19 protein-coding genes are annotated in these 20,985 nt (G+C 75.6%); 16 read left to right on the top strand and 3 right to left on the bottom strand.

Annotation, left to right across the window (positions count from 1 at the left end):
* Positions 1-1,242, top strand: a 1,242-nt coding sequence (locus BLS70_RS20940; protein ID WP_091771499.1) for a tetratricopeptide repeat protein, incomplete at its 5' end; no start/stop codon positions are given.
* Between the two features lie 92 nt (positions 1,243-1,334).
* On the top strand, positions 1,335-1,694 hold the full coding sequence (locus BLS70_RS19945; protein ID WP_091771497.1) for a single-stranded DNA-binding protein: 360 nt from the start codon (positions 1,335-1,337) through the stop codon (positions 1,692-1,694).
* A 5-nt stretch (positions 1,695-1,699) separates the two neighbouring features.
* Here the strand turns inward: BLS70_RS19945 and BLS70_RS19940 are convergent, their stop codons facing one another.
* A complete protein-coding gene (locus BLS70_RS19940; RefSeq protein ID WP_255362613.1) occupies positions 1,700-2,980 on the bottom strand; it encodes a DUF1015 domain-containing protein in 1,281 nt (426 codons plus the stop codon).
* Positions 2,981-3,133: 153 nt separating this feature from the next.
* On the opposite strand from BLS70_RS19940, the gene BLS70_RS19935 reads away from it, so the two are divergent.
* Positions 3,134-4,219, top strand: a complete 1,086-nt coding sequence (locus BLS70_RS19935) for an HAD-IIA family hydrolase (RefSeq protein WP_091771493.1) — start codon at positions 3,134-3,136, stop codon at positions 4,217-4,219.
* Positions 4,220-4,234: 15 nt separating this feature from the next.
* Here the strand turns inward: BLS70_RS19935 and BLS70_RS19930 are convergent, their stop codons facing one another.
* Complete coding sequence (locus BLS70_RS19930; protein ID WP_255362617.1) at positions 4,235-4,564, bottom strand: alkyl sulfatase C-terminal domain-containing protein; 330 nt, start codon at positions 4,562-4,564, stop codon at positions 4,235-4,237.
* A gap of 201 nt (positions 4,565-4,765) precedes the next feature.
* On the opposite strand from BLS70_RS19930, the gene BLS70_RS19925 reads away from it, so the two are divergent.
* From BLS70_RS19925 to BLS70_RS19905, 5 genes are all read left to right on the top strand, one after another.
* Positions 4,766-5,005, top strand: coding sequence for a hypothetical protein (locus tag BLS70_RS19925; RefSeq protein ID WP_143030468.1), 240 nt, complete (start codon positions 4,766-4,768; stop codon positions 5,003-5,005).
* Positions 5,005-5,799, top strand: a complete 795-nt coding sequence (locus BLS70_RS19920) for a TlyA family RNA methyltransferase (RefSeq protein ID WP_091771487.1) — start codon at positions 5,005-5,007, stop codon at positions 5,797-5,799. The genes BLS70_RS19925 and BLS70_RS19920 overlap by 1 nt, the downstream gene beginning before the upstream one ends.
* A complete protein-coding gene (locus tag BLS70_RS19915; RefSeq protein ID WP_091771485.1) occupies positions 5,796-6,839 on the top strand; it encodes an NAD kinase in 1,044 nt (347 codons plus the stop codon). The genes BLS70_RS19920 and BLS70_RS19915 overlap by 4 nt, the downstream gene beginning before the upstream one ends.
* Complete coding sequence (gene recN / locus BLS70_RS19910) at positions 6,814-8,646, top strand: DNA repair protein RecN (RefSeq protein ID WP_255362611.1); 1,833 nt, start codon at positions 6,814-6,816, stop codon at positions 8,644-8,646. The genes BLS70_RS19915 and recN overlap by 26 nt, the downstream gene beginning before the upstream one ends.
* A 63-nt stretch (positions 8,647-8,709) precedes the next feature.
* Positions 8,710-9,420 (top strand): class I SAM-dependent methyltransferase, encoded by a 711-nt coding sequence (locus BLS70_RS19905; protein WP_091771560.1) that lies wholly within the window; start codon positions 8,710-8,712, stop codon positions 9,418-9,420.
* Positions 9,421-9,458: 38 nt separating this feature from the next.
* Here BLS70_RS19905 and BLS70_RS19900 read toward each other — a convergent pair whose 3' ends face one another.
* On the bottom strand, positions 9,459-10,301 hold the full coding sequence (locus BLS70_RS19900) for a TetR/AcrR family transcriptional regulator (protein ID WP_255362610.1): 843 nt from the start codon (positions 10,299-10,301) through the stop codon (positions 9,459-9,461).
* 263 nt (positions 10,302-10,564) lie between these two features.
* On the opposite strand from BLS70_RS19900, the gene steA reads away from it, so the two are divergent.
* From steA to BLS70_RS19860, 8 genes are read left to right on the top strand one after another with little or no spacing between them, the layout of a single operon-like run.
* Positions 10,565-11,701, top strand: a complete 1,137-nt coding sequence (steA, locus tag BLS70_RS19895; RefSeq protein WP_255362609.1) for a putative cytokinetic ring protein SteA — start codon at positions 10,565-10,567, stop codon at positions 11,699-11,701.
* Positions 11,698-12,639 carry a copper transporter gene (locus tag BLS70_RS19890; protein ID WP_091771481.1) on the top strand — a complete coding sequence of 314 codons (942 nt, stop codon included), beginning with the start codon at positions 11,698-11,700 and terminating at the stop codon, positions 12,637-12,639. The genes steA and BLS70_RS19890 overlap by 4 nt, the downstream gene beginning before the upstream one ends.
* Positions 12,636-13,484, top strand: coding sequence for a hypothetical protein (locus BLS70_RS19885; RefSeq protein ID WP_091771479.1), 849 nt, complete (start codon positions 12,636-12,638; stop codon positions 13,482-13,484). The genes BLS70_RS19890 and BLS70_RS19885 overlap by 4 nt, the downstream gene beginning before the upstream one ends.
* The gene (gene murJ, locus BLS70_RS19880) at positions 13,481-15,103 is read left to right on the top strand and encodes a murein biosynthesis integral membrane protein MurJ (protein WP_091771477.1); all 1,623 of its coding nucleotides are present in this window, start codon (positions 13,481-13,483) and stop codon (positions 15,101-15,103) included. The genes BLS70_RS19885 and murJ overlap by 4 nt, the downstream gene beginning before the upstream one ends.
* Positions 15,096-16,235: a glycosyltransferase family 4 protein gene (locus BLS70_RS19875; RefSeq protein WP_091771475.1), complete on the top strand. Its 1,140-nt coding sequence runs from the start codon at positions 15,096-15,098 to the stop codon at positions 16,233-16,235. The genes murJ and BLS70_RS19875 overlap by 8 nt, the downstream gene beginning before the upstream one ends.
* Positions 16,232-18,634, top strand: coding sequence for a hypothetical protein (locus BLS70_RS19870; RefSeq protein ID WP_091771473.1), 2,403 nt, complete (start codon positions 16,232-16,234; stop codon positions 18,632-18,634). The genes BLS70_RS19875 and BLS70_RS19870 overlap by 4 nt, the downstream gene beginning before the upstream one ends.
* Positions 18,609-20,345, top strand: a complete 1,737-nt coding sequence (gene pyrG, locus BLS70_RS19865) for a CTP synthase (protein ID WP_091771471.1) — start codon at positions 18,609-18,611, stop codon at positions 20,343-20,345. The genes BLS70_RS19870 and pyrG overlap by 26 nt, the downstream gene beginning before the upstream one ends.
* Complete coding sequence (locus BLS70_RS19860; RefSeq protein ID WP_091771469.1) at positions 20,345-20,941, top strand: NUDIX domain-containing protein; 597 nt, start codon at positions 20,345-20,347, stop codon at positions 20,939-20,941. The genes pyrG and BLS70_RS19860 overlap by 1 nt, the downstream gene beginning before the upstream one ends.
* Positions 20,942-20,985 lie beyond the last annotated feature (44 nt).

The following is a 20,985-nucleotide window of genomic DNA, read 5'->3' as shown; positions in this document are numbered from 1 at the left end:
GGCAGCTGGCAGGACCGCCGCCCCTCCGGCGACCGACCCCAGCGCACCGATGGTGGGCGGCCGGACTCGGGCGGTGCCGGCAACTGGCGGGACCGCCGACCGTCGGATGACCGGCGGGGTGCCCCCAGCCGTCCGCCGCGGGCGGACGAGCGGACCGATCGCCGTCCGCCGCTCCCCCCGGGCCCGGACATCCCCGAGTGGGCCGATCCGCGTGACCTCGACCCCGCCGTCCGCACGGCCCTGAAGGGGCTTGACCCCCGGGGTGTCGACAAGGTCGCCGGCCACCTGGTCGCAGCAGGCACCCTGGTCGACGAGGACCCGGAGGCAGCACTGGCCCACGCGCGCGCCGCTCGCGACCGCGCTTCCCGCGTCGCCGTCGTCCGTGAGGCCGTGGGGGTCGCCGCCTACCACGCCGGTGACTACGCCGAGGCCGCGCGCGAGCTGCGCGCGTACCGGCGCATGAGCGGGGACCACGCCTACCGTGCCGTCCTCGCCGACTGCGAACGCGCGCTCGGTAGGCCCGAGGTCGCCCTGCGTCTCGTCGCGGAGGCCCTCACCGAGTCCCCCGACGAGGAGGAGCAGGCGGAGCTCCGGCTCGTCGAGGCCGGCGCCCGCCGGGACCTCGGCGAGGACGCCGCCGCGCGGTTGGTCCTCGAGGCGGCCCTCGGCGGACGCCCGAAGCCGGAGTCGCTCGTCGAAGGTGACGAGATCCGGCTGCGCTTCGCCGCGGCCTACGCCGACCTGCTGCACGCGCAGGGCGAGGAGGCGCTGGCCCAGGAGTGGCACGACGCGGTGACCGCGCTCGACCCCGCCGCGCTCGAGGACTCCGTCGAGTTCACCGAGCTCGAGGAGCTGGAGGACGACGAGCTGGAGGACGACGAGCTGGAGGACGACGAGCTCCAGGACGGCGAGGACCTCGCGGAGGACCAGCCCGAGGATGGCGACGAGTCCGTCGAGCTCGCGGCGGACGAGGCCGAGGATGACGACGCGGCCGCCGACGACGACGAGGACGCCGAGCTGACCGACCCGGAATCGCTCGAGGCGGCCCTCCAGGTGGAGTTCTCGAGCGCCGAGGGCGACGGCGCCCGAGCCGGGGGCCCCGACTTCCCCACCTCGGGCCGGTCGTTCCAGGACGAGGTCGAGGCTGAGGTCGCCGAACTCCTCGGCGAGACCGGCGACGACGGTGCCGACGACCAGGCGTCCGGCGAGGACGACGGCGGCACGGACAGCACAGGCTCCTGACGGACGGGCGGCGGGCGTCCACACCCGCCGTCCGGGTCCACAGATGGTGGCCGCCCCTGGGTCAGGGGCGGCCATCCGTCCAGGCTCGCTGCATGAGCGTGGCTGTGATCGATCGGAACGACGTGGTGCTCCGCGGGCGGCTGTCCGCGCCGGCGGAGGTCCGCACCCTGCCCAGCGGGGACACGCTGGTCAGCTTCCGCCTGGTGGTGCGCCGCCCGGAACCGCGACCGCGGGGGCAGTCGGTCGACGTGCTCGCCTGCATCACCTATGACCGTTCCCTGCAGCGGCGGGTGGCGGCGTGGCAGCCGGGCGACGTCGTCGAGGTCGAGGGCGCCCTGCAACGGCGGTTCTGGCGCACCGGCTCGGGCACGGCCTCGGTGTGCGAGGTGAACTGCCGGCGCGGGCGCAAGGTGCCGCGCGCCGCCGGTGCCGCCTCCGAGCGCACGGCGTGAGCGGGTCAGTCCGCCAGAGGGCGCAGAACCAGGCCGGTCCGGGGCTTGGGCACGAAGAGCGTCGACTTGCGGGGCATCCGGGCCCCCGCCCGCGCGACGGCGGCGACGTCGGCGGGCGAGGGCGGGCGGAGCAGCAGGGCGACACCGGAGCGCTCCACCGCGACGCTCAGCGCTTCGTCCACCGTGTGCGCGATCAGCAGTTCCTCCGATCGGTCGGCCCGGCCCCACAGTCCCTCGATGAGGCCCTTGTGGGCGAGCACGACGTCGAGGTGGCGCCAGACGTCCGGCGCCTCCGGGGGAACCCGGGCGGCGACGGCCGGGGACGGGTGGTCGAGCAGGACCAGCCGGCGGCCGTCGCTGATCAGGTAGCCGGAGCCGTCGCAGCGGGCCAGCCAGGTGGTCACGGCTGCCGCGAGAGCGTCCGGCGACACCTCGGGCAGCGGCATCTCGGTGACGGTGAAGCCGGCCGACGCAGCTGTCGCGGCCTCGTCGAGCGCCAGGTCGGGCAGCACCCGGTGGATCGCCGCCACGCGCAACCCGCCCGGTCCCATGGGGGTCAGGAGCGCGAGCACGGCGTCGCAGCCGGGGCAGCCGGGATCGGTGCGCTGGTGGGCCCGGGCGGCGGCGAAGCGGTGGTGACCGTCGGCGATGACGGCGCCGGTGCGCCCGAACGCGTCGGTCACCCGGGCGATCGTTGCGGGGTCGGCCACCCGCCAGAGCCGGTGCCGGACGCCGTCGTCGTCGCCGAGTTCCAGCGTCGGTGCCGCCTGCATAGCCCGCTCGGTGAGGGCGGTGACGCCTGCATCGGCATCGTGGGCTAGCACGATCGGCTCGAGGTCGGTGCGGGTCGCCGCCAGCAGCGCACGACGTCCCTCCACCGCGACGGGGAACGTGTCCTCGTGGGGCAGCACGGCCGGCGAACCCGGTACCGGGAGGCCGACGGCCGCGAGCCAGCCCACCGTGGCCGCCTCGCCTCCCGGCGGCTGGAGCTCGTAGACCCACAGGGCCGGCTCGTCGTCCCTGACCAGGACGCGGTCGTCCTGCCAGCTGCGCAGGGTCCGGGCGGCGTGCGTGGCCCACGGCGGCGGGCCCCCGGCCACGGGCGCCGGCGCGGCCACGGGCGAGTCGTCCACCTGCGGCAGGATGAGGCGCACGATGTTGTGCGGATCGGATCCCGCGAGCCGGCTCCGCCCGTCGGCGGTCACCAGGTCGTAGGCCGGCGACGTCACGCGGGCCAGGTGCGCGGGGTCGGGCGAGGAGTAGGTCAGGGCGCGGAAGGGCCGCACCCCGAGACCTGTCGCATGATCGGACGGGCGGCGGTCCGCCGGCGACGAGGGCACTCCCGAATCGTAGGAGCGTCCCGCCGCGCCCCGGTCGGCGCGGCACACATGGCCGGTCGATCGGCAGGCGGAGCGGCGCACACCAGCAGGAGGACCTCGATGCCCGGAGCACCCACCCTCGCCAGCGGGTCGGGCGGACCGCTGTCGGCCGCGCACGACGTGGCGCTGCTCGACCTCGACGGCGTCGTGTACGTCGGTCCCGACGCGGTGCCGGGCGTGCCGGAGGCGCTGACCGAGGTGCGCGGCTCGGGCATGCGCCTGGGCTTCGTGACCAACAACGCCGCCCGCACCCCCGAGGAGGTCGCCACGCATCTGACGGAGCTGGGCGTGCCCGCGGAGGCCACCGACGTCATCACCAGCTCGCAGGCCGCGGCCACCGTCGTCGCGGAGCTGCTCGGTCCCGGCGCCCGCGTCCTCCCGGTCGGCGGCCACGGCGTCGCTACGGCGCTGCGGGCGGCCGGCCTCACCGTCGTCGAGCGGGCCGAGGACCAGCCGGACGCCGTCGTGCAGGGCTACGGCCGGGAGGTCGGCTGGGCGCAGCTCGCGGAGGCCGTCGTGGCCGTGCGCAACGGTGCCCGGCACGTCGCCACCAACACCGACGCCACCATCCCCTCGCCGCGCGGTCCGCTCCCGGGCAACGGCGCCATGGTGGCCGTGGTCAGCGCGGTCACCGGGCGTCCTCCGCTGGTCACCGGGAAGCCGGACCCGGCCATGCACGCCGAGTGCGTGCGGCGGACGTCCGCCCGGCTCCCGCTGGTGGTCGGCGACCGGCTCGACACCGACATCGAAGGTGCCCGGCGAGCCGACGCATCCAGCCTGCTGGTGCTCTCGGGGGTCACCGATCCCCGGACGCTGCTCGCCGCCGGTCCGGAGCACCGGCCCGACCACCTCGGCTCCGACGCGTCGGCGCTGCTCGCAGCCCACCCGCCGGTCCTCGGGACCGCTACCGGGTGGCGGTGCGGCGGCTGGGAGGCGCGGCCGGGCGAGGCGGGCGCGCTCCTGCTCGTGCAGGTGGGGGACATGGCCGGCCCGGCCGAAAGCAGCGCCGACGGTCTGGACGGGCTGCGGGCGCTGTGCGTCGCGCACTGGAGCCGCCATCCCGGCGAGGGCGTGGCCGCGCAGGCGGTGGCGGGCGACGCGCCTGCCGGCGCGGCGCTCGAGCGTTGGGGCCTGGTGGACGGTTGAGCGGAGAACCCGCGCTCAGAGCAGCTTGCGCAGCCGCAGCATGTCGCGCAGCCCCGCTTCGAGCTTGACGCGACCGGTCGCCCACGCCGGGCCGAAGGACAGTTCTCCCGCGGTCAGGGCGAGGAGGTCGTCGCTCGACATCGTCAGCCGGATGTCGGCGCGAGCCACGTCGGGCCCCTGCGGCAGCACCTGCACGTCGTGCACCGCACCGGAGCTCAGCCGGCCGACCACCACCTGGTCGAGGTCGGTCAACCGACACGACAGGCTGCGGTCCAGCCCGGCGGCCGCGGGGTTGGCCGCCAGGTCTCCGAGGATGCTCCGGAGAGCGGTCAGGCACTGATCCATCGTGGCCACGCGGGTGCTTCTCCTGCCGACGTCGAGGTACCGGGCGCCAGACGGTAGCGCCTGCGCTCCGTGGCGCCGTGCCCCGTCACCGGTGACCGGTAACCTCGGCGACGCACCGGAGCGGTGCCCGGCCGGCATCCCGCCGCGTCCGGGGCCGTCGGCCGCCGCACCACCACCGAGCGCGCGAGAGACGGGGAGACGATGACCGAGCCGAGCCGGCAGCGTCCCGTGCCGGGTCCGCCGCGCCAGGTCCCGGTCGCGGACAGCCCGACGACCGCCGCATCAGCCGCTCCCGCGAGCCAGGCGGACCACGACCACGCGGACCCCGCCGCCGACCGGTTCGCCGACCTCGAGCAGCGCCCCGTCGCCGAGCACGTGGCCGTGTTCGAGGACGAGCACGGTCGGCTCCAGCGCGAGCTCGGCACGATCGACCAGCTCTGATGGTCCGTCGCAGGCTCGATGCCGAGCTGGTGCGCCGGGGCCTGGCCCGGTCCCGCGAGCACGCGGTCGCCCTCATCGCCGAGGGCCGGGTCGCCGTCTCCGGGCGGGCCGCCACCAAGCCGGCGACCGGGGTGGACGCCGGCGACCCCGTGGTCGTCCGCACCGACCCCGACCAGCCCAGCTGGGTGTCCCGCGGCGCGCACAAGCTGATCGGCGCCCTGGAGGCGTTCCCCGTGGCCGTCGAGGGACGTCGCGCACTGGACGCGGGTGCCTCCACGGGTGGCTTCACCGAGGTGCTGCTGCAGCGCGGCGCCGCCGAGGTCGTCGCCGTCGACGTGGGGTACGGGGAGCTGGCCTGGCCGCTGCGCACCGACGAGCGGGTGCGCGTCCACGAGCGGACCAACGTGCGGACGCTGACGCCGGAGGCCATCGACGGCCCGGTCGACCTGGTGGTCGCCGACCTGTCGTTCATCTCGCTGCGCCTGGTCCTGCCCGCGCTCACCGGCTGCGCCGCCCCGGAGGCGGATCTGCTCCCCATGGTGAAGCCTCAGTTCGAGGTCGGGCGGGAACGGCTCGGCGCCGGTGGCGTCGTGCGCGATCCCGAGCACCGCGTGCAGTCCGTCCTGGAGGTCGCCGCCGCAGCGGGGGCCCTGGGGTGGGGGACCGCCGGCGTGGTGGCCAGCCCCTTGCCCGGCCCCGCCGGGAACGTGGAGTTCTTCCTCTGGCTGCGCCGCGACGCGGGGCCGGCGCAGGAGGACGACGTCCGTCGAGCAGTCCAGGAGGGACCGCAGTGAGTCCGACCAGTGAGGGCGCCCGCGCCTCGCAGCCCCGGCGCGTCCTGCTGACCGTGCACACGGGCCGGCGGGACATCGTCGAGCTGGCCCGCAGCTCGGCGGCACGGCTGCAGGACGGCGGCATCGTCGTGCGCCTGCTCGACGACGAGGCCACCGACCTCGACATTGCCGGCGCCGAGGTGGTGCCGGCCGACGAGAAGGCGGCCCTCGACACCGAGATCGTCATGGTCTTCGGCGGCGACGGCACGTTCCTGCGCGCCGCGGAGCTCGCCCGGTACACCGACGCCGCCCTCATGGGTGTGAACCTCGGCCGGGTCGGCTTCCTCGCCGAGACCGAGCCCGAGGCGGTCGAGGAGACGCTGCAGGCCATCGAGCGGTGCGAGTACTCCGTGGAGGAGCGGCTGGCGATCGCGGTGGACGTCATCGACGCCGAGGGCACGGTGGTCGGCGGGACGTGGGCGCTCAACGAGGTGTCCATCGAGAAGGCCGAGCGCTCGCGGGTCCTCGACGTCGTCATCTCCATCGACGGCCGGCCGCTCACCAGCTTCGGCTGCGACGGGGTGCTGTGCGCCACGCCCACCGGATCGACCGCCTACGCCTTCTCCGCCGGCGGACCCGTGGTCTGGCCCGACGTCGAGGCGCTGCTGCTCGTGCCCACGAACGCCCACGCGCTGTTCGCCCGGCCACTGGTGACCTCGCCGAACTCCGTGCTGACCGTGACCGTCCCCGCCGACGGCAACCGCGCCCGCGCCTCGGCGGACGGCCGCCGCATGGTCGACGTCCCCGACGGAGGGCGCGTCGACGTCCGCAAGGCCACCCGGCCGGTGCGGATCGCCCGTGTGCACGCCGCCACCTTCGGCGACCGGCTGGTCGCCAAGTTCGGCCTGCCGGTGCGCGGCTTCCGCGACGCCCGGCACGCCGGGCCCGGCCACGAGCTCTACACCAGCCGGAACGTCCTCACCCGCGGCGTCATCACCGGGGGCGGCGACGTCGTGGCCGGAGGGGAGGCGGCCGGTGCCGGCTCGCACGAAGACGCCTGACGAAGGACCCTCCTGCCCCCCACCCCTCGCTGACGCTCGGGGCGGGACCCTGCAGGAGGGCCGTTCCAGCACGTCACCGGGCCGCCTCACCGAGCTCCGCATCCGCGGGCTCGGCGCGATCGACGACGTCACCCTCGAGCTCGGCCCGGGCCTGACCGTGGTCACCGGTGAGACCGGTGCCGGCAAGACGATGGTCGTCAGCGGCCTGACGCTGCTCTTCGGCGGGCGCGCCGACCAGGGCCGGGTCCGGGCCAACGGCCGGGCCGGGGTGGAGGGTCGGCTGACCCTGCCGCCGGACTCCCCGGTGTGGCAGCGCGCCGCCGACGCCGGCGCCGACCCCGACGACGACGGCAGCCTCATCCTGGCGCGCACGATCAGCGCCGAGGGGCGCTCCCGGGCCTTCCTCGGGGGACGCAGCGTGCCGGTCGGCGTGGTCTCCGAGCTGGCCGAGAGCCTGCTCGCCGTCCACGGGCAGACCGACCAGCTGCGCCTCTCCCGCCCCGCCGAGCAGCGACGAGCGCTGGACCGCTACGCCGGGACCGAGCACCTCGCGCTCATCGACCGCTACCGCGAGGCCCACGACCGCTGGCGGGCCGCCGCCGCCGAGCTCGACCGCCGGCGCAGCCAGGCCCGTGAACTGGCGCAGGCCGCCGACGTGCTGCGACACGGCCTGGAGGAGATCGAGGCCGCCGCTCCCGAGCCGGGCGAGGACGAGGCGCTGGCCACCCAGGTGAAGCGGCTCAGCGACGCCGACGCGCTGCGCGCCGCGGCCGACGAGGCGCGCATGGCCCTGGTCGGCGACGTGACCGGCGACCTCGGCGGGGGAGACGTCCCGCAGGACGCCACCGCCGCGCTGGCCATCGCCGAGCGCGCGCTGGCCGGGTCGGACGATCCGACGCTGGTGCTCCTCGCCCAGGACCTCGCGGACGCCGTCGCCGTGGTGTCGGACGTCGCGGGGCAGCTCGCCGGCTACGTGGCCGACCTCGACGCCGATCCCGCGCGCCTGGCCGAGGTGCTCGACCGACGGGCGCTCATCACCGGCCTGACCCGGAAGTACGCCGACCCCGGCGACGGGCTGGCCGGCGTGCTGGCCTGGGCGGACGAGGCACGGCGGCGGCTGTCCGAGCTGGACGTCTCCGACGAGGCGCTGGACCAGCTCGCCGCGGCGCGCGACGCCGCCCGCGCGCAGGTGGACGACCTCGGGGCGCGGATCTCCGCCGGGCGCCGGGCCGCCGCCGACGGCTTCGCGGCCGAGGTAGGCCGGGAGCTGACCGGGCTGGCCATGAAGAGCGCCCGGGTCTCCTTCTCCATCGAGACGGACCCCGACGAGCCCGGTCCGGACGGCCTGGACCAGGTCGCGCTGCTGCTCGCCGCGCACCCCGGCGCACCGGCACGCCCGGTGCACAAGGGCGCCTCGGGTGGTGAGCTCTCCCGCGTCATGCTCGCCATCGAGGTGGTCTTCGCCGGCGCCGACCCGGTGCCGGTCATGGTGTTCGACGAGGTGGATGCCGGCGTCGGTGGACAGGCCGCGGGCGAGATCGGCCGCCGGCTGGCGCAGCTGGCCCGCCAGCACCAGGTCGTCGTCGTCACCCACCTGGCGCAGGTCGCCGCGTTCGCCGACACGCACCTGGTCGTCGACAAGTCCCCGGACACCGGGGCGGGGGTCACCGCCACCGACATCCGGGCGGTTCAGGCCGACGACCGCGTGCGCGAACTCGCCCGGATGCTCTCCGGGCTGGCCGACAGCGACACCGGCCAGGCCCACGCCCGGGAGCTGCTCACCGTCGCGGCGGAGGCCCGCGGGTGAATGGTGCGTGCCCGGTCGGGTGACTCGGCTTTGCACGACGGATCTCCGGGGTAGGGGTCAGTGGTGACCTGCTTCTCCTCGGCCGACGAATCGGCCCACTACGGGTTCTCCGTCTGCATGCTGCTCGAGCAGTACCGCGACCAGCTCGGCTGGGAGCGCGACGGTGTCGTCGAGCTGGGCAGCGGTGACGCCACCGCCATCTCCGACGTCGTGGCGAGCCTCCCGGGGCTCCGGGTGCGTGGCTTCGACATCAGCGCGCCCTCGGTCGAGAAGGCCCGCGAGAACATCCGCGCCCGGGGCGTGGACGACCGCTACACCGTGGAGCTGGGCGACTTCTTCGACCAGGCGGACTCCTCCGGTGGCCCGCAGATCGCCACCGTGATCTCCAACCCGCCCTACATCCCCGCGCCGGACCGCGACATCCTCATGCCCGAGCTCTGGGGCGGCGTGTACGGCAACGACCTGGTGCTGCAGCTGCTCAAGACCGGCTACGACAACGTCGTCGCCGCGGTCGCCAGCTACTCCGACCCCGTGACCACGGTGCGCACCGCCGAGGACGCGGGCTACCGCGTGGCCAACTTCCTCGCGATGGGCCTGGACTACGGCACGTACAGCAGCGAGCCGAAGGTCCGCGACCACATCCGCCGGCTCTGCGACGAGGGGCGCGGCTGGGCCGGGGACGACGAGTACATGGTCGCCGTGGCGCTGTTCACCCGGAACGCCGACGTCCCCGGCGACCGCGCCGACCAGCTCCTCCGCGCCCTGCAGCTCTGACGGTGCGGGGCCCGCAGGGGTCCCGCACCGCCAGGGCGCTAGCGGCGCTTGGCGTAGCCGGCGAGGCCGAACTGCAGGAGGGCCAGCCCGCGGCGGCCCTGCCGGCGCAGCTCGCCGGACAACTCGGGCCCGGTCACCCCGGCCAGCACCCGGTCGCGCGCGAGCTCGAGCAGCGAGGCGTACAGCCCCAGGACGGCGTGCGCCGCCAGCCACGGCTCCACCTGCCCCGGCCAGGCCCGCGTCTCCTCGGCGATCAGGCCGGCCAGCGCGTCGGTGAGCTCGCCCAGGATCTCCCGCTCGCGGACCTGAAGCGTGCGGCTGCCGCGGATCACCCGTGCCATGCGGGCGACGCCCTCGGCCGCCTCCGGCGCCCCCAGCAGGCCCACCGCCGCGACGACGAAGCTCCCGGCCGCCGCGGAGACCGACTCTCCGGACGGGCGGCTGCGCACCGCGTCCAGCAGCGCCTCGCGCATCGGCGGGTCGGCGTCGAAGACCAGTCCCTCCTTCATCGGGAAGTGGTTGAAGACGGTCTTCTCCACCACGCCCGCGCGCTTGGCGATCTCGACGACGCTGACGGAGTCGAAGCCACGCTCGGCGAAGAGGTCCGCGGCGGCGTCGACGATCCGCGCCCGTGTCTCCTGGTAACGCTGCTCACGTCTGCCCGGCGTGCGGGCACCGCGCCGGGCGGCCTCGCCGTCGCCCTCGCGCACCGGTGCGGTGCCGTCCGCGGTGGCTGGCGCCGCCGGCACGACGTCGACCGCCGCCTGGTCGCCGGAGGTCGTCCGCACGGGGGCCGGCGGAGGCGGGGGAGCGGTGGGGAACGCCCTGATCAGCGGCGAGGGGACCGCGGGCGCGGGTTCGGCCGCCGGGGTCGCCGGCACGGGGGGAAGAGGGTCGGTACGGGGCACTGCGCGGGCCACTCCAGTCACAGGCGCAACGCTAGTCACGACTCGGTAACGGTCTCGCGCGAGCGCTGAACACGGCGCCGCTGGCGTGTCGCCGGGAAGTGGTGTCGCGCACTCTGCGTGACCGGTGGATCGCAGTTGCGCGTCGGAGGTCCGGCGGGTGAACGGCCCGTGAAAGCATGCAGGTCATGCGCATCGGCACCCTTCGACGTGGCCGGGCACAGGAGTCGGGTCCCGGCGTGTCCGGCGTCGTCCGCCTGGACCGCCGCACGAAGACCCTGACCAAACGGCTGCGCCCAGGCGACATCGCCGTCATCGACCACGTCGACATCGACCGGGTCAGCGCCGACGCGCTGGTGAGCTGCAAGGTCGCAGCCGTCGTCAACGCCGCGCCCAGCATCTCCGGCCGCTACCCCAACCTCGGGCCCGAGATCCTGGTCAACGCCGGCATCCCGCTGCTCGACGGCGTCGGGCGCGACGTCTTCGCCGCCCTCAAGGAGGGCACCTCCGTCCGGCTGGTCGAGAACCAGCTGATGACCGGGGACGGCACCGTGGTCGCCGAGGGCGTGGCGCAGGACGCCGAGCGCATCGCCGCCTCGATGGCCGAGGCGCGCGCCGGGCTCTCCGCGCAGCTCGAGGCGTTCGCGGCCAACACGATGGAGTACATGAAGCGCGAGCGCGCGCTGCTCCTCGACGGCGTGGGCGTGCCCGACGTCAGCACGGCGATCGACGGCCGCCACGTGCTCATCGTCGTGCGCGGTTACGACTACAAGGAGGACCTGCACGCGCTGCGGTCCTACATCCGGGACTACCGGCCGGTCCTCATCGGGGTCGACGGCGGCGCCGACGCGCTGATCGAGGCCGGTTACCAGCCCGACATGATCATCGGCGACATGGACTCGGTGAGCGACGCTTCGCTGACCTCCGGTGCCGAGGTCGTGGTGCACGCCTACCCCGACGGCCGGGCCCCGGGGTTGCCCCGCGTGCAGGAGCTCGGCGTCGAGGCCATCACCTTCCCCGCAGCCGCCACCAGCGAGGACATCGCGATGCTGCTCGCCGACGAGAAGGGCGCCAAGCTCATCGTCGCCGTGGGCACCCACGCCACCCTCGTCGAGTTCCTGGACAAGGGCCGAGGCGGCATGGCGTCCACGTTCCTCACCCGGCTGCGCCTGGGCGGGAAGCTGGTCGACGCCAAGGGCGTGAGCCGGCTGTACCGCAGTCGCATCTCGACCACGGCCCTGGTCGTCCTCGTGCTCGCGGCCTTCGTCGCCATCGGCTCCACCCTCGTGGTGTCGACCGCCGGACGGGTCTACCTCGACCTGCTGCTCGACCAATGGAACAGCTTCGTGTTCTGGCTGGAGAACCTCTTCTCGTGATCGACTTCCGCTACCACCTGGTCTCGCTGATCGCCGTCTTCCTCGCGATCGCGCTCGGGATCGTCATCGGCACCACCGCGCTGAACGGGCAGATCCTCGACGACCTCGAGAGCCAGGTCGACGCCCTCGAGACGGACAAGCGCTCGCTGGAGGACAGGTCGCAGATGCTGCAGGGCCGGCTCGACTCCACCGACCAGTTCCAGGCCGCGGTCGCCCCGGCCCTGGTGGACGGCGCCCTCACCGACAGCAGCGTCCTGCTCGTGCTCGCCGACGAGGACGTCGAGACCGAGGACGTCGAGGAGATCAGCGCGCTGATCACCGACGCCGGCGGCACCATCGCCGGGCAGATCACCCTGGCCCCCGCGTTCAGCGACCCCGCCTCCGAGTCCAGCCTGCAGAGCTACGCCACCGGCTCCGGTCTGCCCGCGGGCATCACGCTGCCCGACGTCGACGACGCCGGCGAGCTGGTGGGCTCGCTGCTGGCGCAGGTGCTCATGGTCCCCGCGGGCGGCACCCCGCCGGACACCGCCGCGACCTCCTCGGTGCTCGCCGGGCTCCCCGCGCTCGAGGTGCTGCGGACCGACAGCGACTCGGTCACCGCGGCCGACTACGCCGTCGTCCTCACCGCCGGCGAGCTGACCGACGACGACGCCGCGGACCGGAACGCCAACCTCGTCGAGCTGGTCGCCGCGCTGGACGCCGCCGGCTCCGGGGTCGTCGTCGCCGGCGACGCGGTGTCGGCGCGCGAGAACGGCCTGGTCGGCACGGTCCGCAGCGACCCCGACCTCTCCGCCTCCGTGTCCACCGTCGACAACGCCGGCACGCCGGCCGGCCGGATCAGCACCGTCCTCGCCCTGCGGGCGGAGGGGGAGGGCACCTCCGGCGCCTACGGCACGGGCGAGAACACTTCTCCGGTGCCCCCGGTCACGACCCCGTGACGCCGCGGCCCCCCGCCCGCTCCCGGGCGGGCCTCGTGCTCGCCGGTGCCGCGGCCGGTCGGGCCGCGCTCGCGGTGGCCGCCGCCCTCGCCGCCTCCGACCGCGGCCGGGCGTGGGCCCGCACCAACTACGCAGGGCGGCCGGTGACCCTGCTCGGGGGACCGGCGCTGGCCCTGGCAGCCACGGCCACCGGCGTCCTCGGCGCCCCGGCCGGGCTGCGCACCGCCACCGCCGTGGCCGGCGGCGTGTCCGGTCTGGTCGGTGGCTACGACGACCTCGTCGGCGCCCGCCCCGAGCAGGCGCGCGACAAGGGGCTGGCCGGCCACCTCCGTGCCCTGCGCGCCGGCCGGGTGTCCGCCGGCGCGGTCAAGGTCGCCGGCATCGGGGCCGCGGGCGCCGTCGCCGCCCTGCTCACGTCCCGCGGCCGCGGGACGGGGGCGCTGGCCGACGCCGTCCTCACCACGGGCCTGGTCGCCGGCACCGCCAATCTGCTCAACCTGCTGGACCTGCGCCCGGGGCGGGCGGCGAAGGCCGGTGTGCTCGCGGCCGCGGCCACCCTGGGCGGTGCCCCCGGATCCCTGGTGGCGGGGCCCCTCGGTGCCGCCCTCGCAGTCCTGCCGGACGACCTCGGCGAGCGGGTGATGCTCGGCGACAGCGGGGCCAACGCCCTGGGCGCGCTGCTCGGCCTGAGGCTGGCCGCGGGGCCCTCGCGCGGTCGTCGGGCCGGGCTGCTCGCCGGTATCACCGCGCTGACGCTGGCCAGCGAGAAGGTCAGCTTCACCCGGGTCATCGACGCCACCCCGGGGCTGCGCGACCTGGACCGGCTCGGCCGCCGGCCGTCGTGACCCGCCGGTCGGTCGCGCAGGGGGTCGCCGGGGCCGCGGCGCTGATCGCCGTCCTGACGCTGCTGGCCCGCGTGGCCGGCTTCGGCCGCACCCTGGTCTTCACCAACGCGGTGGGCGCGGACACCACAGGTGACGCCTACCAGGCGGCCAACACCGTCCCGAACATCGTGTTCGAGGTCGTCGCGGGGGGAGCGCTGGCGGCACTGGTCGTGCCGATGCTCGCCGGTGGCATCGCGGTCGGCGACCGTGAGCAGGTGCGCCGGACGGCGTCGGCGCTCCTGGGCTGGACCCTGCTGGTCCTGACTCCGCTGGCCGTGGTCATCGCGCTGTTCGCCGAGCCCATCGCCCGCGTCCTGAGGCCCGGTCAGCCGGAGCAGGTCGACCTGGCCGCCCGGCTCCTGCTCGTCTTCGCGCCGCAGGTCGTGCTCTACGGCATCGGCATCGTGCTGGCCGGCGTGCTGCAGGCGCACCGCCGCTTCGCCGCCCCCGCCCTCGCCCCGCTGCTGTCCAGCGTGGTGGTCGCCTCGGCCTACCTGTTGTTCGCCGGCATGGGCGGCAGCCGCGACGTCGCCGACCTGTCGCGGCCGGCCGAGCTCGTCCTCGGCGTGGGGACGACGCTCGGCGTGGTGGCGCTGAGCCTGAGCCTGCTCGTCCCGCTGCGCCGGCTCGGCCTGGGGCTGCGGCCCTCGCTGCGTTTCCCGGTCGGCGCGGCCCCGCGGGTGCGCCGGCTCGCGGTGGCCGGTGTGCTGACCCTGGCCGGTCAGCAACTGGTCGCCTTCGTGGCGATCCGCCTCACCGGCGGGAACGCGCCCGAGGGCAGCCTCGTGGTCTACGGCGCCGGCCTCACGCTCTTCCTCGTCCCGTGGGCCGCGCTGGCCGTGCCGCTGGCGACGTCGGCCTACCCGGGGCTGTCCGAGCGGGCCGAGCTGGGCGACGACGCCGGCTATGCCCGCGCGCTCGCCCCGGTGACCGCGCTGGTGGTCGCCGCCTCGGCGGGAGCCGCCGCGCTGCTGATCGCGGTGGCCGGTCCCATGGCGCGGGTCTTCCTGAGCTCGGGCACCGACGCCGGCGTGGGCGCGCTGCGGGACACCACGATCGCCTTCGCCCCGGGGCTCGTGGGGTACGGACTCGTCGCCGTCCTCACCCGCGCCCTGTACGCGCGCGGGGAGTGGAAGGCGCCGACCGCGTGCGTGGTCGGCGGCTGGCTGGTCGCCGTCGTCGCCGACGTCGTCCTCGCCGCCGCGCTGCCGGACGCCGACCGTGCGGCCGCGCTCGGTACCGGCCACACGCTGGGCGTCACCGTCGCCGGGGTGGCGCTGCTCGTCGTGGTCGCCCGCACCGCCCCGGCGGGCTCGCTCACCGGACTGCCCCGCATCGCGACGACGGCGCTCGCCGCCGCCGCGGCCGGGGCGGCCGCCGGGCTGGCCCTGTCCCGGGCCCTCGGCGCGGATCCGGTCCCCGACGACGGGGTCCTCGCCGCGATCGGCGTCGGCGTGCTGGCCGGAGCACTCGTGCTCGTCGTCGTCCTGGGCGTCATGATGGGGGCCGCGCGGGGGCCGCTGTCCGCCGCGCTCGGCGCTCTGCGTGCGCCCGACCGGCAGGAGGTGCACCGTGGCTGAGCGACCGCCGCTCGCCGGTCGCCGTGTCGTCGAGGTGCTGGCCACCAGCGCCGGCGGGGTGGGCACGCACGTCCGGGCCCTGCTGCCGACGCTGCGCGAGGCCGGCGCCGACGTCGGGGTGTGCGGTGCGCCGGCGACCGAGGAGCTGTTCGGCTTCACCGCCAGCGGGGCGGACTTCACTCCCGTGGGCATCTCCTCCGGGCTGGCGCCGGTGGCCGACGCCCGGGCCGTCCTCCAGCTGCGCCGCGCCGTCGCCGGTGCCGACCTGGTGCACGCCCACGGGCTGCGCGCCGGTCTGGTCGCGGCCGCGGCGCTGCGCCTCCGGAGGCCGCGTCCGCCGCTCGTCCTCACCCTGCACAACGCCCTCCAGGAGGGCGGTGGCCGGTTGCGAGGTGCGATGCAGGCCCTGGAGCGGCTGACCGTGCGGGGCGCCGACCTGGTGCTGGCCGTCTCCAGCGACCTCGCCGCCAACGCCCGGCGGGCCGGCGCCCCCGACGTGCGGGTCGCTCCCGCGCTCGCGCCGCCGCTGCCCCCCGCCCAGCGCAGCCGCGACGAGGTCCGGGCCGAGCTGGGCCTCGCCGAGGGCAGGCCCCTGGTGGTGGCGGTGGGCCGGTTGCACCCGCAGAAGGGCTACGACGTCCTCTTCGACGCCCTGGGCCGGTGGGCCGGCACCGACGACGCCCCGCTGGTCGCGATCGCCGGGGACGGGCCGCTGCACGACGAGCTGGCCGCCCGGATCGCGGCGGAGCGGCTGCCGGTCGTGCTGCTCGGGCGACGCGGCGACGTCCCCGACCTGCTCGGTGCGGCCGACGTGTGCGTGCTCCCCTCGCGCTGGGAGGGCAGCCCCTTCACCGCCCAGGAGGCGCTGCGCACCGGCACGCCGCTGGTCTCCACCCGCGCGGGCGGGATCCCCGAGCTGGTGGGGGAGGCCGCGGACCTGGTGCCCGTCGGCGACGCCCCCGCGCTCGCCGACGCACTGCACCGCGTGCTCGCCGACCCCGCGCACGCGACCGCGTTGGGGGAGGCGGGCCGGCGGCAGGCGGAACAGTGGCCGGACGAGGCGGGCGCGGGACGCCGCGTCGTCGCCGTCTACCGGGAGCTGCTGGGGCCTCCGGAAGCCGGTTCCCGGTGACCAGCGCCCGGCGGTGGCTCCTGCCGCTGGTGCTGCTGCTCGTGGTCCTGCTCGGCTGGGCGCCGCCGGCCTCGGCCGCGGACGACGGGCCGGGGGACGACGCGGCGGCCGTGGACCGCGTCCTCGTGGTCGGTGTCCCCGGTCTGGTGTGGGGCGACGTCGATGCCACGACCACCCCTCGCCTGTGGGAGATGGCCGAGCAGGGGTCGGTCGGCGCCCTGTCGGTGCGCGCCGCGCGCGGGACGACCTGCCTGCTCGACGGCTGGGCCACCCTGGGCGCGGGCAACCGCGCCCGGTTCCCGGGTCCGGACGACGGCCTGCCCCCCGTACCCCTGCCCACCGTGCCCCTCCCGGAGGACGGGCTCGGACCGCCGCCACCCGGCAACGCCCCGACCGACCCCGGCGCCGGCGAGGACGAGGCCGAGCCACGGGTGGACACCTCGCTGTCCTACTGCGGCCTGCAGGAGCGGATCGCCGCGGTGGCGCTGGACGACCCGGCGGCCACGGTGCAGCGGACCGCCGACGACGTGGGCACGGCCCGGTTCGGCGCGGAGCCCGCGGCGCTGGGCGCGGGCGTCGGGTGCGCCGGCGTGTCCGGCCGGGCAGCCGCGCTGGCGGTGGCCGCACCCGACGTGCGCCTGGACCGCAGGGTCAGCCTGCCGGGCGAGCCCGCCGAGCTCGCCGCCTTCCTCGAGGGCTGCCGGCTGAGCCTGGTGACGCTGGACCAGCTGACCCTGGCGGGCACGCCCGGCGCCGACCGGACCGACGACGGCACCGATCCGTTGCCCCGGGCGAGCGGTCTGGCCCGGATCGACGAGGCGGTCGGCCGGCTGCAGGCCGCCGTGGCACAGCTACCGGGGGAGACCCTGGTCCTGCTGGCCGGGATCTCCGAGGTCAACGACGGCCGGCCGCAGCTGCACGTAGGCATCGCGTCGGGGCCCGGGTTCGACACCGGCGGCTGGCTGAGCTCCGCGAGCACCGGCCGGGCGCCCTACGTCCAGCTCATCGACCTGGCTCCGACGGCCCTGCGCGCCCTCGGCCTGGACGTGCCGGCGTCGATGAACGGCCAACCGTTGCGCGCCACGTCCGACCGACCGGCGCTCGCCGAGGCCGTCACCGACCTCGAGCACATGAACGTGGCTGCGACGGTGCACCACCGCAACGTCGGCGCCTTCTTCTGGCTGGTGGTGCTCATCGGAGCCGCCACGGTCGCCCTCGGCGTCCTCGTGCGCGGCGTGCGCGGCGGCGGTGCCCGCCTCGGGCGGGTCAGGGGCGCACCGGCGGCGCTCCGGGTGCTCTGCCTGGCCGTCGCCGCCCTGCCGGTGGCGACGTACCTGGCCGGCCTCGTGCCGTGGGAGCGGACGGCCTCCCCGCTGACGTCCCTGGTGCTGGCGGTGCTGGGCGCCGCCGGCGTGGTCACCGCGGCGGCCCTCCTCGGCCCCTGGCGGCGCGCCCGGCTGGGCCCGCCGCTGGTCGTCCTGGCCGTCACGCTGGCCACCCTGGTCGGGGACGTGCTCACCGGCTCGACGCTGGAGCTCAACGGCCTGCTCGGCTACTCCGCGATCGTGGCCGGCCGGTTCACCGGCTACGGCAACCTCAGCTTCGGGCTGTTCTCCGTCAGCGCACTGCTGCTCGCCGCCGCCGCCGCGACCGCGCTGGGACGCCGGGCAGCGCCCGTACGACGGCGCCGGGTGGTGGCCGCGGTCGTCCTCGGCTCCGGGCTGCTGACCGTCGTCGTCATCGGTGCCCCGGCGCTGGGCCGCGACTTCGGCGGCGTGCTCGCGTCCCTGCCCGGCTTCCTCCTGCTGGCCATGCTGCTCACCGGCGTGCGGGTCACCGTCGTGCGCCTGGCCGCGATCCTGGGCGCCGCGGTGCTCGCCGTGGGCAGCATCGCCGTCCTGGACTGGAGCGGACCGCCCGAGGAGCGCAGCCACCTCGGGCGCTTCGTCGAGCAGGTCCTCACCGGCGAGGCGTGGACGGTGGTCTCCCGGAAGGCGCAGGCCAACCTCGACATCCTGCTGGGGAGCCCCCTGGCCTACATGCTGCCGGTGGCCCTCGTCGCCGCGGTCTGGCTGGTGCGCCCCGGCGGGCCGCTGCGCAGCGCGGGCGGAGTGGCGCCCGGCGGCCTGCCCGCGGCCGACGCCGCCGTCCTGCGGGCCGGCCTGGTCTCCGGCGCCCTCAGCCTGGCGCTGGGCGCCGCGGTGAACGACTCCGGCGTCGCGCTGCCGGCCACCGCGGCGGCGCTGCTGGTGCCGCTGCTCGTCTGGCTGGTCGCCGCACCGCGGTCGGACACCCCCGGGAAGGGGGAGGGCGAGCCGGGAGCTGCCGACACGGGCCCGGCCGGCGACCCGAGCCGTGTTACGGTCGTCTCCCGTGGGTCGACCGTCTGGAACGCTTGAATCCGTCGCATCACGCGGCCTCCTCCGCAACTCCCAGCCGACGAAGTTCGTCTTCGTCACCGGCGGGGTTGTCTCCTCCCTGGGCAAGGGACTGACCGCCAGTTCGCTGGGCGCGTTGCTGTCCAGCCGAGGGCTGCGGGTCACCATGCAGAAGCTGGATCCCTACCTCAACGTCGATCCCGGGACGATGAACCCGTTCCAGCACGGGGAGGTCTTCGTCACCGAGGACGGCGCCGAGACCGACCTGGACGTCGGTCACTACGAGCGCTTCCTCGACATCGACCTCTCCGGCCGCGCGAACGTCACCACCGGCCAGGTGTACTCGGACGTCATCGCCAAGGAACGGCGCGGCGAGTACCTGGGCGACACGGTGCAGGTGATCCCGCACATCACCAACGAGATCAAGTCCCGCATCATGGCCGGCGCCGAGGGCCCGGACCGGGTGGACGTCGTCATCACCGAGATCGGCGGCACCGTCGGCGACATCGAGTCGCTGCCCTTCCTCGAGGCCGCCCGCCAGGTGCGGCACGAGATCGGCCGGGACAACTGCTTCTTCCTGCACATCTCGCTGATCCCCTACATCGCGCCGTCGGGCGAGCTGAAGACCAAGCCGACGCAGCACTCGGTCGCGCAGCTGCGCAGCATCGGCATCCAGCCCGACGCCCTGGTCTGCCGCTCGGACCGGGAGATCTCCGAGGGCCTCAAGCGCAAGATCAGCCTGATGTGCGACACCGACGTCGAGGGTGTCGTGTCCTGCCCGGACGCTCCCTCGATCTACGACATCCCGAAGGTGCTGCACAGCGAGGGCCTGGACGCCTACGTCGTCCGCCGGCTGGGCCTGCCCTTCCGCGACGTGGACTGGACCGTGTGGGGCGACCTGCTCGACCGGGTGCACGCGCCGAAGGCGACGGTGACGATCGCGCTGGTCGGCAAGTACATCGACCTGCCCGACGCCTACCTGTCGGTCACCGAGGCCTTGCGCGCCGGCGGGTTCGCCCACCGCAGCCGGGTGCAGATCCGCTGGGTGCCCTCGGACGACTGCGAGACCCCCGAGGGCGCGGCGAAGGCGCTGGCCGGCGTCGACGGCGTCTGCATCCCCGGCGGCTTCGGCGTCCGCGGCATCGAGGGCAAGCTCGGCGCGATCCGGCACACGCGGACCAACGGCATCCCGACGCTGGGCCTGTGCCTGGGCCTGCAGTGCATGGTCATCGAGTACGCCCGCGACGTCGCCGGGCTGGAGAAGGCCAACTCCACGGAGTTCGACCCGGAGACCCCCGAGGCCGTCATCGCCACGATGGCCACCCAGGTCGACGTCGTCTCGGGCACCCGCGACATGGGCGGCACCATGCGGCTGGGCAGCTACCCGGCCACCCTGCAGCACGGCTCGGTGACCGCGGGGGTCTACGGCTCCACCGAGATCACCGAGCGGCACCGGCACCGTTACGAGGTGGCCAACGCCTACCGCGACCGGCTCACCGAGGCCGGCCTGGTCTTCTCCGGCACCTCGCCCGACGGCACGCTGGTCGAGTTCGCGGAGCTGCCGAAGGAGGCGCACCCGTTCTTCGTGGGCACGCAGGCGCACCCGGAGCTGAAGAGCCGGCCCACCCGCCCGCACCCGCTGTTCGCGGGGTTCGTCCAGGCCGCCATCGACTACCAGGAGTCCGCGCGGCTGCCCGTCGTCCTCGACGAGGCGCAGCAGGTCGGCATCTGATGCCCGAGCCCGCCGCGCACGACTACCGGGTGCTGGACAGCGAGACGGTCTTCGACGGCCACGTCATCTCGCTGCGCCGGGACACGGTGGCCATGCCGGGCGGCGGGGACTCGGTGCGCGAGGTCGTGACGCACCCGGGAGCGGTGGCGGTCGTCGCGGTGGACGACGAGGGCCGGGTGGTGCTGCTCCGGCAGTACCGCCACCCCGTGGGGCGCTACCTGTGGGAGCTTCCCGCCGGGCTGCGCGACGCCGACGGCGAGCCGCCGCTGGAGACGGCGAAGCGGGAACTGGCCGAGGAGGTGCAGCTCGCCGCCGAGCGGTGGTCGCTGCTGACCACGACCTACAGCTCGCCGGGCTTCTCCGACGAGCTGGTGCTGGTCTACCTCGCGGAGGGCCTGTCCGACGCCGCCCTCCCCGAGGGGTTCACCGTCGAGCACGAGGAGCTCGACATGACCGTCGAGCGCGTGCCGCTGGCCGACGCCGTGCAGCGCGTCTTCGACGGCGACATCCGCAACGCTGCCGCCGTCGTCGGCCTGCTGGCCGCCGCCCAGGCGCGGGACGCCCATCCGCGACTGCGCGACGTCGGCGCCGAGTAGTCGATCCGACGTAGCCAGGCGTCTGGCCCGGGAAGCTCGGAAAC

The sequence above is a fragment of the Blastococcus aurantiacus genome (assembly GCF_900102425.1).
Classification (GTDB): domain Bacteria; phylum Actinomycetota; class Actinomycetes; order Mycobacteriales; family Geodermatophilaceae; genus Blastococcus; species Blastococcus aurantiacus.
This window is presented reverse-complemented; position numbering and strand designations above follow the sequence as displayed.